Origin of the sequence: Flavobacterium seoulense, assembly GCF_000695795.1 — a bacterium.
In the GTDB taxonomy this organism is placed as follows: Bacteria; Bacteroidota; Bacteroidia; order Flavobacteriales; family Flavobacteriaceae; genus Flavobacterium; species Flavobacterium seoulense.
In genome coordinates, this window is record NZ_JNCA01000003.1 from 100,175 (window position 1) to 115,491 (window position 15,317).

16 protein-coding genes and 1 riboswitch are annotated in these 15,317 nt (G+C 32.7%); of the genes, 14 read left to right on the forward strand and 2 right to left on the reverse strand.

Annotation, left to right across the window (positions count from 1 at the left end; genetic code table 11):
* Window positions 1-26: 26 nt before the first annotated feature.
* From FEM21_RS02390 to FEM21_RS02400, 3 genes are all read left to right on the forward strand, one after another.
* Window positions 27-920 (forward strand): Fic family protein, encoded by an 894-nt coding sequence (locus FEM21_RS02390; RefSeq protein WP_035657336.1) that lies wholly within the window; start codon window positions 27-29, stop codon window positions 918-920.
* 394 nt (window positions 921-1,314) lie between these two features.
* Window positions 1,315-2,172, forward strand: coding sequence for a hypothetical protein (locus tag FEM21_RS02395; protein ID WP_035657338.1), 858 nt, complete (start codon window positions 1,315-1,317; stop codon window positions 2,170-2,172).
* A complete protein-coding gene (locus FEM21_RS02400; RefSeq protein WP_035657340.1) occupies window positions 2,172-3,167 on the forward strand; it encodes a DUF4421 family protein in 996 nt (331 codons plus the stop codon). The genes FEM21_RS02395 and FEM21_RS02400 overlap by 1 nt, the downstream gene beginning before the upstream one ends.
* A gap of 76 nt (window positions 3,168-3,243) precedes the next feature.
* Here FEM21_RS02400 and ytxJ read toward each other — a convergent pair whose 3' ends face one another.
* A complete protein-coding gene (ytxJ, locus tag FEM21_RS02405; protein WP_035657342.1) occupies window positions 3,244-3,636 on the reverse strand; it encodes a bacillithiol system redox-active protein YtxJ in 393 nt (130 codons plus the stop codon).
* Window positions 3,637-3,786: 150 nt separating this feature from the next.
* On the opposite strand from ytxJ, the gene clpB reads away from it, so the two are divergent.
* The 8 genes from clpB (at window position 3,787) to FEM21_RS02445 (ending at window position 11,891) form a co-directional block, all read left to right on the forward strand.
* A complete protein-coding gene (gene clpB / locus FEM21_RS02410; RefSeq protein WP_035657343.1) occupies window positions 3,787-6,393 on the forward strand; it encodes an ATP-dependent chaperone ClpB in 2,607 nt (868 codons plus the stop codon).
* A gap of 451 nt (window positions 6,394-6,844) precedes the next feature.
* Window positions 6,845-7,393, forward strand: a complete 549-nt coding sequence (locus FEM21_RS02415; RefSeq protein WP_035657346.1) for a toll/interleukin-1 receptor domain-containing protein — start codon at window positions 6,845-6,847, stop codon at window positions 7,391-7,393.
* Window positions 7,394-7,397: 4 nt separating this feature from the next.
* Window positions 7,398-8,837 (forward strand): SIR2 family protein, encoded by a 1,440-nt coding sequence (locus tag FEM21_RS02420; protein ID WP_035657348.1) that lies wholly within the window; start codon window positions 7,398-7,400, stop codon window positions 8,835-8,837.
* 2 nt (window positions 8,838-8,839) lie between these two features.
* Window positions 8,840-9,451 (forward strand): TIR domain-containing protein, encoded by a 612-nt coding sequence (locus tag FEM21_RS02425; RefSeq protein WP_035657349.1) that lies wholly within the window; start codon window positions 8,840-8,842, stop codon window positions 9,449-9,451.
* A gap of 493 nt (window positions 9,452-9,944) precedes the next feature.
* Window positions 9,945-10,310, forward strand: a complete 366-nt coding sequence (locus FEM21_RS02430; protein ID WP_035657352.1) for a VOC family protein — start codon at window positions 9,945-9,947, stop codon at window positions 10,308-10,310.
* A 121-nt stretch (window positions 10,311-10,431) separates the two neighbouring features.
* A complete protein-coding gene (locus FEM21_RS02435) occupies window positions 10,432-10,920 on the forward strand; it encodes a hypothetical protein (RefSeq protein WP_035657355.1) in 489 nt (162 codons plus the stop codon).
* Between the two features lie 210 nt (window positions 10,921-11,130).
* Window positions 11,131-11,451 carry a hypothetical protein gene (locus FEM21_RS02440; protein WP_035657358.1) on the forward strand — a complete coding sequence of 107 codons (321 nt, stop codon included), beginning with the start codon at window positions 11,131-11,133 and terminating at the stop codon, window positions 11,449-11,451.
* Between the two features lie 11 nt (window positions 11,452-11,462).
* Entirely contained in the window at window positions 11,463-11,891 is a 429-nt protein-coding gene (locus FEM21_RS02445; protein ID WP_035657360.1) for a VOC family protein, read from the forward strand.
* Window positions 11,892-11,896: 5 nt separating this feature from the next.
* Here FEM21_RS02445 and FEM21_RS02450 read toward each other — a convergent pair whose 3' ends face one another.
* On the reverse strand, window positions 11,897-12,454 hold the full coding sequence (locus FEM21_RS02450; RefSeq protein WP_051627456.1) for a PAS domain-containing protein: 558 nt from the start codon (window positions 12,452-12,454) through the stop codon (window positions 11,897-11,899).
* A gap of 88 nt (window positions 12,455-12,542) precedes the next feature.
* A riboswitch (cobalamin riboswitch) is annotated at window positions 12,543-12,732 on the reverse strand.
* A gap of 460 nt (window positions 12,733-13,192) precedes the next feature.
* Between FEM21_RS02450 and FEM21_RS02460 the strand changes: the two genes are divergently transcribed.
* The 3 genes from FEM21_RS02460 (at window position 13,193) to FEM21_RS02470 (ending at window position 15,232) form a co-directional block, all read left to right on the forward strand.
* Window positions 13,193-14,281: a PAS domain-containing sensor histidine kinase gene (locus FEM21_RS02460; RefSeq protein WP_035657362.1), complete on the forward strand. Its 1,089-nt coding sequence runs from the start codon at window positions 13,193-13,195 to the stop codon at window positions 14,279-14,281.
* A 59-nt stretch (window positions 14,282-14,340) separates the two neighbouring features.
* The gene (locus tag FEM21_RS02465) at window positions 14,341-14,940 is read left to right on the forward strand and encodes a nitroreductase family protein (protein WP_035657364.1); all 600 of its coding nucleotides are present in this window, start codon (window positions 14,341-14,343) and stop codon (window positions 14,938-14,940) included.
* A gap of 97 nt (window positions 14,941-15,037) precedes the next feature.
* A complete protein-coding gene (locus tag FEM21_RS02470) occupies window positions 15,038-15,232 on the forward strand; it encodes a hypothetical protein (protein WP_035657367.1) in 195 nt (64 codons plus the stop codon).
* Window positions 15,233-15,317: the final 85 nt, after the last annotated feature.

Genomic DNA, 15,317 nt, shown 5'->3' on the forward strand with positions numbered 1-15,317 from the left:
GATAACGGCATATGTAATCGAAAAATATGAACTATATTTCAGTCAGTGAATTTTCAAAAAAATGGAATGTTCCAGAAAGAACAGTTCGAAATTATTGTGCCACAGGAAAAATAAAAGGTGCTTTCTTAACTGGTAAAACTTGGAATATTCCAGAAGATACGACTTTAACCAATAAAGTAAAGGAGAAGAAATTTAGTGATAATACATTACTCAATCATCTTAAAGAGCAAAAAGAAATGAAGCTCAAAGGTGGAATTTATCATCGCACACAAATTGACCTGACTTATAATTCAAATCGTATTGAAGGAAGTAAGCTAACTCATGATCAAACCAGATATATTTTTGAAACTAATACTATCGGAGTATCCAAAGAGAGTATTAATGTAGATGATATTATAGAAACCACAAACCACTTTCGTTGTATCGATTTAATTATTGATAAAGCAAAATCAAAACTAACCGAATCTTTTATTAAAGAATTACATTTTATCCTAAAATTAGGAACATCTGATAGTCAAAAAAAGTGGTTTAATGTTGGTCAATACAAAAAACTACCTAATGAAGTTGGAGGTAATGAAACTTGTCCTCCTTCAGTCGTTGCTACAAAAATGAAAGAATTACTTTCGAGCTACCATAACATTGAAAAGAAAACTTTTGAAGATATTATTGATTTTCATTATCAATTTGAAATCATCCATCCATTTCAAGACGGTAACGGACGTGTTGGTCGGTTAATTATGTTTAAAGAGTGCTTAGCGAACAATTTTATACCTTTTATTATTGATGAAGACTTAAAACTGTTTTATTACAGAGGCTTACAGGAATGGCCTCTTATAAAAGAATATTTGTTAGATACTTGTCTTACAGCTCAGGATAATTACAAAATCATCCTCAAGTATTTCGAAATAAAATCAAGCTAAAAACAAAAAGCTACAAAAATTAAATTCGTAGCTCTTGCGTTGCTTAAACCCATAGTAATTAATCATTGTTTCGACTTATCTAACCACCAAAAATGCAACGCTTTTGGTTTCCTTCTAAAGAATTCGAGAATTTTATAGCATTTAAAATAGTATTATTTACGAATTTGGCGGAGGTGATTTTAGTGGCGATGGTTCCAGCGGAAGTTTTTAAAATAATAATTAAAAAAAACAAATCTAAAAAATATCACCTTTTAATTTTCAGTTTTCTATTTTTAAATACTCTTTTCTCAACATAGTTACCATTGTGTTAATTCTTACTTTTTTTATTCTAATTTTGTAGGATTTTAAACATAAAAAAACTTATTTTTAGAAAACCAATTTAAACATACAAATCATGAAATCATTTACTCTAAAAAAATCATTATTACTGCTGTTTTTATTTTTGAATATAATTGCTGTAACTGCTCAAGACAAACTGGATACCGTGATTATGTCTAACGGTGAAAAAAGAACTGGAAAAATTATAGCTGTCAAAGAAGATGCTGTTAAATTTATCTACAAAGGTGAATCTTTAGAATATGAATTTAAAAAATCAGAAATAAATAAAATTGAATTTGCCAGCGGACGAACAGAAATAATCAATAATGCTACTACTTCTGATGCGACATCGACATCGACATCGACATCAACTTCAACTGAAAGAAAAGGCCTTATTGCTGTTTTACCTTTCGAATTCATAACTAATGATCCGGCTCTAAGTACCAGTGCAATGGCTGAACAATTACAAAACGACAGCTACCTTTCTATCAAAGAAAACACACATGGCTTACAGCTGCAGGATCCTATTACAACCAATAGTATTTTAGCCAAAAACGGTCTTTCGCACAGCAATATTAAATCAAAAACCCCAAAAGAAATTGCAATTTTATTAGGAGTTGAAAATGTAGTTTATGGAATGGCAAATGTCACTAACAAAGGAACTTCTTCTTACGGAAGCGGTATCTCCACTTATAACGGAAAAGAAACGGATAAAAAAGATAATAAAAAAGCATCTGGTACTATTTACAATTCTAATAATGCCACTACTACCATCAATTATGAAACAAAAATTGGTTTGAATTTTTATAATGATCAGGGAACTAATTTGTATTCAGAATCCCGAAACTCTTTCGGTACTGGCTTTGATGCTTACCATGCTACTATTAATTACCTTATCAAGCGTTGTCCATTTGGATCAAAAGTAAAAAACTAATGAGAATCCGTTTTATATTTTTATTAATCGTTGCGACAAGTTGGGCGCAGCAAAAAAATACAGACAGCATATCCAATTCAACTCCTGCAAATGAGTACATCATACATTATGATGATTTCATTAAAACCAGAGTGGGATTTACCAATAGTTTTAATTCATTTCATATTAAAGACCAAAAAGATAATCTTGATTTTACCTTATCGCCTAATCAAAGGTTACGCTCTACTTTTACATTTATGTATAAATTTATCGAATTGGACTTAGGCTACACACCTGATTTTATTCGATTCAACAAGGACGATGAAAAATACGGTAAAACATCGTTTTCTAATTTTGGAACCCGATTGTATTTAGGCAAATGGATGCAAAGTATTGAATACACTAAAATAAAAGGATTTTATGTTAATAAAGACGATATTGGAATACCTGAAAACCTATTGTTCTCTAATTTTCAGATGCGAAGATTTGGCGGAAGCACCTCTTACATCTTTAATCCCAACTTTTCATTTAGAACCATCTTTGGACAAAGTGAATGGCAAAAGAAAAGCGCAGGAAGTTTTGTTCCAAGCATAAGTTATTATTTTACCCAAATGAAAAACGATAACCCCAGCAAAGACAACAGTATTGATATTGCAGTAGGTCCTGGATATTATTACAATTGGGTTATTAATAAAAACTTGCTGATTTCGGCAGGAGCTTATGGCGGTGTAGGCTATAACACTACTAAAACAACTTATTCGGATGGCACTCCGGAAGAAATAATCGATGGACTTTCTTATCAAACACAGTTGAATCTGAATTTAGGATACAATTCTGAAAAATTCTACACAGGAGTAACAGCTAGATGGAATACTTTTTATTATGATAATGATCCCAGAGTTCATATTAAGGATCAGCAGCGTTTTTTTGAATTCTATGTAGGTTATCGTTTTAAGGCATCAGAAAGAATAAGTAATCTGGTGAATAATCCACAAAGTCTTATAAAGAAGAAATAAGCTTTGTTGAGCTTAAACAAAAAGAGCTTGTTGGAATACTATTTTCGAACAAGCTCTTTTTAATATTTATAAAATCTTATAATTTATCTTTCAAACCTACAGCATCAATATCTGAATGTGAAGCATCATAAACAGCTTTTCCGTCTTTTATTACAACAATCTGTGGTGATTCGTGATGTACATTAAAACGATTGGCTATTTCATTCGAAATTTCGCGGTAATTAAGCAAATCCAGAAAATAAGGTGTTACTTCTTCTTCCAGATTAAATTCATTTTCAAATTGTCTTAAAGCCATTCTGCTCACACTACAACGCGTACTATGCTTAAAAATCACCGCTGGTTTTTCATTCGAATTAAAAATAATTTCGCCCAACTGATCAACATCGGTTAGCAATTCCCAATTCATTTTACTTTCTTGCTGCTTTGGTGTTTCTTCATCCCCACCAAAAATATTTTTAAAAAAACTCATATTTTAACTTGTTTTATGACTTTTTGACATTAAAAACTACTGAAAATCGTTTTAAAAATGCCTTTTTGTCCTTAAATTTACTATGGAATATAATTTGTCCCAACTCCTGCAAAGTTAATTAATTAGTTTAAACCAAATCTATAAAACAATATGAACATCAATAAATTTACAATTAAATCGCAGGAAGCCATTCAGCTTTCACAGCAGCTGGCTCAAAGTTATGGCCAGCAGCAAATAGAAAACGAACACATTTTTAAAGCCATTTTTGAGGTGGACGAAAATGTAGCACCTTTTATTTTGAAAAAACTTAACGTAAATGTGCCTTTGTTTTTACAAATATTAGACAGCACGATTCAGAGTTTTCCAAAAGTTTCAGGTGGTGATGTAATGCTTTCCAGAGAGGCTAACAAAGCACTAAACGAAGCCGAAATTATTGCTAAAAAAATGAACGATGAATATGTTTCTATCGAACATTTGATCTTAGCTATTTTCGATTCAAAATCAAAGGTGGCGCAAATTTTAAAAGATCAGGGCGTAACCGGAAAAGGATTAAAAGCCACTATCGAAGAATTACGAAAAGGCGAAAGAGTAACCTCAGCATCAGCCGAGGAAACGTATAATTCGCTAAACAAATACGCTAAAAACCTCAACGAATTAGCCCGATCAGGAAAACTCGATCCGGTAATTGGTCGTGACGAAGAAATCCGACGTGTGTTACAAATCCTGACCCGTCGTACTAAAAATAACCCAATGCTTGTGGGAGAACCTGGTGTGGGTAAAACCGCCATTGCCGAAGGTTTAGCGCATAGAATTGTAGATGGCGACGTTCCTGAAAATCTAAAAGATAAAATCGTGTTTTCACTGGATATGGGAGCCTTAATTGCGGGTGCCAAATACAAAGGAGAATTTGAAGAGCGTTTAAAATCGGTAGTGAAAGAAGTAACTGCTGCCGATGGTGATATTGTGTTGTTCATTGATGAAATCCACACGCTGGTAGGTGCCGGCGGTGGCGAAGGTGCGATGGATGCAGCGAATATCCTTAAACCGGCTTTGGCTCGTGGTGAACTGCGTGCTATTGGTGCAACGACTTTAGACGAATACCAAAAATATTTCGAAAAAGACAAAGCACTGGAACGTCGTTTCCAAAAAGTACAAATTGAAGAACCGGATACTGAAAGTGCTATTTCGATTCTTCGTGGTATCAAAGAAAAATACGAAACACATCATAAAGTCCAAATTAAAGACGAGGCTATTATTGCTGCCGTAGAATTGTCGCAACGTTACATAACTAATCGTTTTTTACCGGACAAAGCCATCGACTTAATGGACGAAGCAGCTTCTAAAATCCGAATGGAAATTAATTCGAAACCTGAAGAACTGGATGTTTTGGATCGAAAAATCATGCAGTTGGAAATCGAAATTGAAGCTATTAAACGCGAAAAAGACGAAACCAAGCTGAAAGTTCTTGGAATGGAATTAGCCAATCTGAAAGAAGACCGAAACAAAATTTTCACCAAATGGAAATCAGAAAAAGATGTGGTCGATAACATTCAGACCGTAAAAACCGAAATCGAAGACTTTAAATACGAAGCCGAACGTGCCGAACGCGATGGCGATTACGGAAAAGTTGCCGAAATACGTTACGGAAGAATCAAAGAAGCTCAGGAACGACTTGACGCTTTACATAAGGAATTACTCGAAAATCAATCCGGCGGAAGTTCGCTAATTAAAGAAGAAGTAACCCGCGAAGATATTGCCGAAGTGGTTGCTAAATGGACTGGAATTCCTGTGGTAAAAATGCTTCAGGGCGAGAGAGAAAAACTCCTGCATCTGGAAGAAGAACTGCACCGCAGAGTAGTAGGTCAGGAAGAAGCTATTGAAGCCATTAGTGATGCCGTACGCCGTAGCCGTGCCGGATTGCAGGACATGAAAAAACCTGTGGGTACCTTCCTGTTCCTTGGAACAACCGGTGTGGGGAAAACCGAATTGGCAAAAGCCTTAGCCGAATATCTGTTTGACGATGAAAATGCCATGACCCGAATTGACATGAGCGAATACCAGGAACGCCATAGCGTGAGCCGATTGGTAGGTGCGCCTCCGGGATATGTGGGCTATGACGAAGGCGGACAATTGACGGAAGCCGTGCGTCGTAAACCGTATTCAGTAATTTTGTTGGACGAGATCGAAAAAGCGCATCCTGATACCTTCAACATCTTGTTACAGGTGCTGGACGAAGGACGTTTAACAGATAACAAAGGCCGTCTTGCCGATTTTAAAAACACGATTATCATTATGACTTCTAATATGGGAAGCCATATTATACAGGAAAAATTCGAGAACCTAAAAGGAAGCGTCGAAGCCGCAACCGAAGCTGCCAAAGTAGAAGTTTTAGGCTTACTGAAACAAACCGTACGTCCTGAATTCATCAACCGTATTGACGAAATCGTGATGTTTACACCGTTGACCAATGCTAATATTGCTCAAATTGTAGGCCTCCAATTAAAATCAGTAACTAAAATGCTGGCACAGCAAGGCATTACTATGGACGCCACGCCGGAAGCTATCGATTATTTGTCTGATAAAGGATTTGATCCACAGTTTGGGGCGCGTCCCGTAAAACGTGTAATTCAGCGAGAGGTGTTGAACCAGTTGTCTAAAGAAATTCTGGCTGGCAAAATCACTACCGATAGCATTATCCTTTTGGATGCTTTTGATGGTCAATTGGTTTTTAGAAATCAAAGCGAGTCGAACAACTAATTAATGCCCGTCAGTTCGAGTGTTTTTTGTGTAATGCAATGAAACAAAAAATGTATCGAGAACTTATACAACACCAGTCATCACGGCTGGTGTTTTTTTATGGAGCACAACGATAGTTTTCCATAACAACTTCCCTCCTGCTTCCCGATAGCTATCGGGACGCAATATCTTTTTATTTTGTCAGGCTGAGCTTGTCGAAGCCTTTTCTCAATAATTAATTATACTGAGTTTTACCATGATTCAAAAAACAAAATAAAAAGGATATTCACTTCCATCAGGGCTATGGAGAATATATACTTTCCTAAAAGCAAGTTTCTTACATAAATTTAACTAAGATTATTCCTTAAAATAGCATTTCATCGAATTATTGTGCTTTTTACGGATACTACAGTAATAATTTACAAAAAAGATATATTTTTAGAATAAAATTCTTATATTAAAAAACATTCTTATGGCAATTCTAACAAAATCCAGACTCACAGCTCTAACTGAAAACAAACTAGGTACGCGTATGTTTAGTCAAACTTTAAATGAAGCTAAATTCCAAAACAAATCAACTGCAACTGTAACAGTCTTTTTATCACACTGTCATGATGATTTAGAACAAATTGAAGTAAATAAGGTAATTGTTTTACTTAGAAATTCTGGAGTTAGTGTTTATATTGATTCACTTGATTCTTCATTACCTCCATTTACTAGCGCTATAACTGCACAAAGGATTAAAGACCAAATAAAACAAAACAGAAAATTTATTCTTGTAGCAACAAATAAAGCTATTCAATCAAAATGGTGCAATTGGGAATTAGGTTTTGGTGATGCTCACAAGTACATTGATCATATTGCAATAATTCCACTTGCTGATAGCTCTCAAGTATGGAATGGAAACGAGTACTTACAGATATATCCTCGAATAGAAGAAAGTGAATTAACTTCTGAATACATAAAAGTTATTTATCCAAACAAAACCTACAAAAGCCTATCTGAATGGTTAAAATCTTAAAATTATGAATCAAGAAATAGAAATTTTTATTAAAGATTTTGTTAAAGATCTTAATGAAGGCACCGCTTCAATTTTTGCTGGTGCAGGGTTAAGTGTTAATGCCGGATTTGTGAACTGGGCTGAGTTAATGAGTGAAATTGCACATGATTTAGGACTCAACATAGAAAATGAAAAAGATCTTGTTTCACTTGCTCAATTTCACGTAAATGAAAATCAAACACGTTCAAAGATTAATAGAAAAATATTAGAAGAATTTACTGAAGATGCAAAAGAGACAGAAAATCACAAACTAATTGCCCGCCTTCCTTTATCATCTATATGGACAACCAATTATGACCAGCTTTTAGAAACAACATTTAAAAATGAAAATAAAGTTGTAGATATAAAATATAGAAATAATCAATTATTAACAACAAAGCCTAAAAGAGATATTGTTATATTCAAAATGCATGGAGATGTTAATCATGCAGATGAAGCAATAATAACTAAACAACAATATGAACAATATCATTCCACCCACGAACCTTTTATAAATGCTTTGGCTGGAGAACTTACAACAAAAACTTTTTTATTTATAGGGTTTAGCTTTACTGATCCTAATCTAGACTATATTTTAAGTAGGTTGAATTTTAGATATGATAAACAACAAAGGCAACATTACTGTTTCGTTAAAAAACATAAATTAGGCGATTCTCAAAATCCTGATGAAGCAACACTTTATTATAACTCTCGAAAACAATATTTGACTATAAATGACCTAAAGAGATATGGTATAAAATCATTACTCATAGATGAATATGAAGACATTACAGAAATACTTAAAGAAATTGAATATCGATATAAGAAAAAAACAATTTTTATTTCAGGCAGCGCTGAAACTTATGAACCATTCGATAAAAATGAAGCAATAGGTTTTGTTCACAATCTTTCTAAAGTTATTATAGAGAATGATTACAGAATAGTTAATGGATTCGGATGGGGTATTGGAAGCTCTATTATCAATGGTGCTTTAGAAGCTATTTATAAAAATCCAATTAAATATTCTGAAAGTCAATTAATACTAAAACCATTTCCACAATTTGAAACCGGAGACAAACCTTTAAAAATTATGTGGGAAGAATATCGTCAAAAAATGATTTCTCAATGTGGAATATCTCTATTCATTTTTGGTAATAAAAAAAATGATGATAATGAAATAATTGATGCAGATGGAGTCTTGAGAGAATTTGAAATATCTAAAAATAACGGCAACATTTGTATCCCAATAGGTTTGACAGGATATGCAACTTATCAAATTTATGAGAGGATATCTAATGACCCAAAAAAATATTTTGAGTCACCAGAATCATTAATGCCAATAATCAATCTTCTTGCGAAAGAACCAACTAATCTAGATGCAGTTATTATAGAAATTGATAAACTTTTAAAACAACTAAAAAAATAAAGATGGCTAGAGAAACATTTATATCATATAAGTATAGCGAAGCCCAAGAATTAAGGGACTTAATAATTGAAAAACTTGGTAAAGATGCATCTTATTATAAAGGAGAAACAGGTGAATCTCCTGATTTAACAGGCTCTTCAATTGAAAATATAAAAGAAAATCTTAAGAATATGATTTTCGGTACATCAGTTACAATTGTTATTATTTCACCAAACATAAAAAAAAGCAAATGGATAGATTGGGAAATTGAATATTCTCTTAAAGAATATAAAAGAGGGAGTACTACCTCTAAAACAAATGGTATTGTTGGAGTTGTTATGAAAATTAACGGTAACTATAACTGGCTTATATCATCTTATCAAAATTCTGATGGTTGCACTTCAAGATCAATTGACAATTCATACCTTCATGATATTAAAGTAAAGAACAGATTTAATTTAATAACTAACAATAAATATTCTTGTCCAAATTGTAAAACATTTGATCAATTAACAGGTTCTTATATTTCACTAATAGAGGAAGACCGTTTTCTAAAAAATCCTCAATATTTCATAGAAAATGCATTTCAAAAAAGTCAGAATATTAAAAACTATGAACTATCAAAGAATAGATAGTAACCTCAGCTACCAAACTAATCCTTTCGTAAAGAGCCCCAGACAGCGCGGAAATGTTTTCCGTGCCCACAACAGTGAGTAAATAAGTGAATAAAAAGAGATGCTTCCTTCGTCAGCAGGACAAGTTTGTGGAGAGTTGTGGTCTTAAAAATTGTCTTCCAAAACCACTAGAAATAAAAAAGAGCAGCAATGATAAATTGACTGCTCTTTTTTATTCCACTAGATCTCGTTTGTCTACAACTCTGGTGCTTGTCTATGACGAGTACCAAAATAATTAAAAGATAATTCGTAGCGTTTGCAACGCGGCTTGATACTTTAAAACAATAATTCTAAAGAAAATAATACTGTGTTTTGCAATGTATCAATTTTATGGTAATTTAGTATTGAACCGCATTGCAAATGCTTTATATGGCTTCCTACAGTAAGTAGGTACTCGATGCAATCGAGCAGCAGTTTTCAAATAAAAATCAACTAATCAACTTAAATAAACACTATGGATAATCAATTTGAAGCAGGAATTAACATTGCAATAAAAATTCCTAAAAGCAAGTATAACGATACCGTAAATTTTTATAAAAACATCTTAAAGTTTGAAGTCACCGAAGTCCCAATAAGTAACCCAACGGTTTCCAAAACGCATTCGGTAAAATTTGGAGCCAATGTGATTTGGCTGGATTGTGTTGACAATTACACCCATTCTGAAACCTGGTTACAACTGACAGTTCCTAATGTAGAAGAAGCAACAGCATATTTGAATTCAAATGGTGTAGCCACTTGTGATGAATTGGAAGAATTACCTGAAGACATGCACTGGATTACTGATCCCGCAGGAACGGTTTTTAATTTGCAAAAGAGGTGAAATAGACCTAGAAATACTTTAGAAGTTAAAAACCACTTTTGTAACTTAAATAAAAGAGAAAAACATGAAGTTGATAAATATTTTTACTTGTTTCTCATTTTTGCTTTTAACATCATTCTGCATGGGACAAAATAATGTTTCCGATTTTTCTTTTTCAAAAAATAGAATTTTAAATGATGAGAATATCGAATTAGTCAAAAAATCCATTGAAAAGAATGATTTTAGAATTTCATTTGACAAAGCTGAAATTCCAAAGCAATTATTTGAGATTTTTTATAAATGGAAAAATGATCCATTCTTGATAGCTAATCCAAATGAAAAATTTAATGCAACTGATGAAATAAATAACAGTTTACCAAACAGACAATTGACTTCAATTTTTCAAAATAAGGAATATTTAATTCTAAACTATAAGCATGGAGGTTTTGGATTCCATCACCATATCATCTGGTGTAAAATAGATAATGACAAAATTAGTGATATATGGATCTGTACTACTTCTAATCATATTGACAATTATTTAATACTTAAAGAAAATATTGAAAACTTTACAAGGATAATATCTTTAAAAAATGGCCAAAAAATAAAACTAAATTCTTTATGTTTTTAAGTATTATTGAAGATGCTTCCTCCGTCAGCATGACAAGTTTGTGGATCATCAATCCGTGAAAAAATCAGCTTATAGTATTACTAAACATACCTCTCAAATAAGCTCTTTTAATTTTTCGGAAAAAACAATTTGAAATAGTACATTTGTTGCCAGAATCTCCCCAGATTTTTTTATTTGCCTACAAATCGAATAAATTATCAATTATAATATATGTACGGAACTTTACCTTTAATCTTAATTGTTTTTCCTTTATTATTCCAGATACTTTTGGGCAGAAAAGCTATTGGTGGCGATATTAAATTAAAGTTTACCACTGTTTCCATTATTAGCCTTCTATTACAGGTGGCATTATCGATTATTGCTTTTGCAATTGCTTCTCAAAATCTGGAAGCCGCTTTTAAAGCAAGAGAATTTAGATGCGGAATGGGACTTTTAGGATTTGTTGCATTATCATTATTTTTTACTTTTTTCCTGTTAATCACCATGCTGATTCAGTATTTCATAAAAAGATCTTACGATAATAAACATTAAAAAACTACGCTATGGCACTAATTAATCCTCACATTAATTTTAACGGAAATGCCGAAGAAGCATTTACTTTTTACAAATCAGTATTTGGTGGAGAATTTACTAAACTCATCCGTTTAAAAGATTTAAAAGGTCCTGAATTTCCAGTAGCAGAAAATGATGCTAATAAAATCCTTCACATTGCATTACCTATTGGAACCAATACTCTACTGGGGAATGATGTTCCTGAATTTTTAGGCCGCGTAAATGAAAACGAAAACAGATCTAAAATTTCGATTAGCGCTGCAAGCCGTGAAGAAGCCAATCAACTATTTAACGGACTTTCAGCAGGCGGAACCATTGAAATGCCTATGGAAGATAGTCCTTGGGGTTCTTATTTTGGGATGTTTCGTGACAAATACGGCATCGAATGGATGATCGATTTTGATCCAACAGTAAAATAGAAATATCAAACTGCTTTTTCTAAAGCCAGGAAATGCACTATTTGATTTTGTTGATTGCGAAGAGGAATGATACTTACTTCGCATAAATATTCTTCCTTGTTTTTTCGATAATTAACAATTACTTCGGTAAATGGTTTGCCTTGCGCCAGTTTTTCTCTGATGTTTTTCTTTACTTCTTCTGAGGTATTGATTCCTTGTAAAAAACTGGGTTTCCTGCCTATGGCATAATGGCTTGTGTAGCCAGTCATTTTTTTAAAACCTTCATTTGCCCAGACAATAAGTTGGTCCACATTTGTGACTACCAATGCCTCATAAGCCGGTTTTAGAACCTGATCAATATCTATATCCCAATTGAATTCATTGGAGAATTCAAATAACTTTTCCTTATCCAGACTTTTAATATGCTTCATCATACTGTTGCCTGACAAGTCAAAACTCATCAAAGGATATACTGTTTTAGTCGGTTTTATCTTCTGGGTGTTTTTTACGGTATCTTCTTTTTTCCCTGAAAGAAAAAGATCAAGACACATCATATTGTTCAGGTCACTATTAGAATTTTTCATACAGTAATTCAGCTTTTAAACGATAAAAAAACAAGGCAGTAATAGAATTTTCTATAAACAAACCAAGATTCTTTACCCGAGAATTCGATTTTAAAAATAATAAAAGGCAGGTCTCCTGGCTTGCGTCTTGTCGGCGGCCTTCCCGATTAAACAGTGGCTGTGTAGTGGCAGACAAGCTTTGTAGCTTACAGTTGCGGGAACAGCTCAGGTATTCAACCTGATTCCCTTTTAATGCCTTAATGAAAACTCATTTTAGCAACCTTTACTACAAATATAAGTAATTCTACTACGAATTTTGAAACTTTTTGTAATGTGGTATGTAAAAGATATACCAATTAGAATTTCTAAATTGATTCTTTTAAATTACAACTTAAATCACAGTACTATGAACAACTTATTTAGAGGACTTTTAGCAGGTTACGGAGCAAAAAAATTAGGTGGCGGCTGTTTTGGAACCATTATCGTTTTTATCATTATTTGGTTTTTACTAGGTCAGTGTAGTTAAACAACTTACTACAAAATATCCTTCTTATTTACTACAAGCTATTTTGTATAAAGCTACTATTGTCAAGCTTTTACACTCCTAAGTTATATTTAATTTAAATTATGGTTTTCTTACATTTCTAAACAATTATTCGCTAAATTTGAGAAGCCCCATTTTGTGTAAAAAATAAACCGAATAAATCATGAAGTAAGAACTGATCTACAAACAAAAATTAGCCATAATTTTCAATCACAATGGAAGTCAAAAAATGTCCTACCCCCGACAAAGAATACCATTTTGATAATTTTTTTAACATTTCGGCGGACTTAATTTGTATCGCCGGATTTGACGGGTATTTTAGACGAATAAATCCCGCTGTTTCAAAATTATTAGGGTATACTGATGAGGAATTGTATTCTCGTCCTATACATACTTTAGTGTATACACCAGATCTTAAAGCTACTCTTGAAACCCGGGAGGAAGTTTATAAAAACAAACCGCTTTTAAATTTCGAAAACAGATACCTGACTAAAACAGGTGAAATTGTATGGTTATCCTGGACTTCAATGCCAGTTGAAGACGAAAAATTAGTCTATGCCATTGCTAAAAACATTACCCATAAAAAAAAGATTGAAGAAGAACGCAATGTATTAATTACTAATTTGACAAAAATAAACAAAGACCTAAAGCATTTGTCTTACACCACTTCGCATGATTTAAAGTCTCCTGTTAATAATTTACTCTCCGTATTTAATTTGCTCGATACTTCTAAAATTAATGATGAAGAAACGCTTGAATTCATTGATATTCTAAAAACAACCACCGAACGTTTAAAGGAAACTTTAAAAAACTCTGTAAACGAATTAATCCAAAAAGAGGAACTGAATGCTTCTATCGAAATATTAGATGTAAAGCAAAACTTAGACGAAGTTTTATTTTCTATCAATTCACTGATAAAAAATTCTAAAATAACTATAGATTGTGATTTTTCGGAACTAACACAAATCAATTTCAATCAGGAATATTTAAAAAGTATCTTTTTAAATCTGATTACTAATTCTATAAAATATTCAAAAGCAGATATTTTTCCGGCTGTGAATATTGCTACTAAAAAAGTAAACGGAAAGAGTCAGCTTATCTATTCTGATAACGGCTTAGGTTTTGACATGGATAAAGTACGCGATAAAATATTTGGCTTACATCAAAAATTTCATCATCACAATGACAGCAATGGCATTGGTTTATACCTGATTTACAATCACATTACTAATTTAGGCGGAACGATCGAAGTAGAAAGTAAAATAAATGAAGGTGCAAAATTCACAATAATGTTCCGGGATTAAAATATAAAGCAAGTATAGTATAACTTTGCGTTACTAAAAAACACTTAAAAATAAAAGTCATGAATATTTTAGAGTTAATACAAAAAAGATATACTGCTAAAAAGTACAACCCGAATAAAATAATACCACAGGAAAAAATTGAAGATTTAAAAGAAATTTTACGTCTTACTCCTTCTTCAATTAATATTCAGCCCTGGAAGTTTACTTTTGTTCAAAATACTGAAATAAAAGCACAACTTGCTACAGCTTCTAAACACAATCAGGAAAGAGTTAACCAGGCACAACTTATAGTTGTATTTAGTGTAGCCGATGATTTAGATGCATTTCAAACCGTAGTAGAAAACGAATTTCCACAATTTAGAGTCGATTGGTATAACCAGATAAAAGCCAGTATGCCCGAATCTAATTTAAAAGTATGGTTGTCAAATCAGGTATATATTGCATTAGGAGTTGGTTTAACCGCTAGTGCTGCATTAGGTCTGGACGCAACACCAATGGAAGGAATTGAACCTGATAAATACCAAACTATTCTTAACATGACTACTTATAAGCCACTATTTGCAATGGCTGTAGGCTACGGTGCCGAAGATGATTTGAACCGACTTGAAACTACTCCTAAATCACGAAGAACGCAGGAAAGCGTTATTGAAACTATTTAAAATCAGTATTTTAAATTCTGTAATCTTTAAAGATAATCTTGTAAAAACAGTAATAGCTTATTAAATAATTTTATTCAAAATTTAAAATTTTATAGCTATGAAAAATCAGAATCAAAATCCGCAGACACCCAATAAAAAAGGTGGAGATAACAGAAGTGACACGAGAAAGCACCAATATAAAGAACATGATGAAGTGCTAACTAACGATGAAAATTACGACCCTGACACTAAAAAGTTTAAAGGTGAAGAACCTGAACTTGACGACAAGCTAAACAATAAAGAAAAGAAATAGTTTTTAAAAAAGTCTCATTTGTTCAAATTGAGACTTTTTTTGTGATACAATTAATGATTCATTCCATTGAAAACTGCCTGTTTTA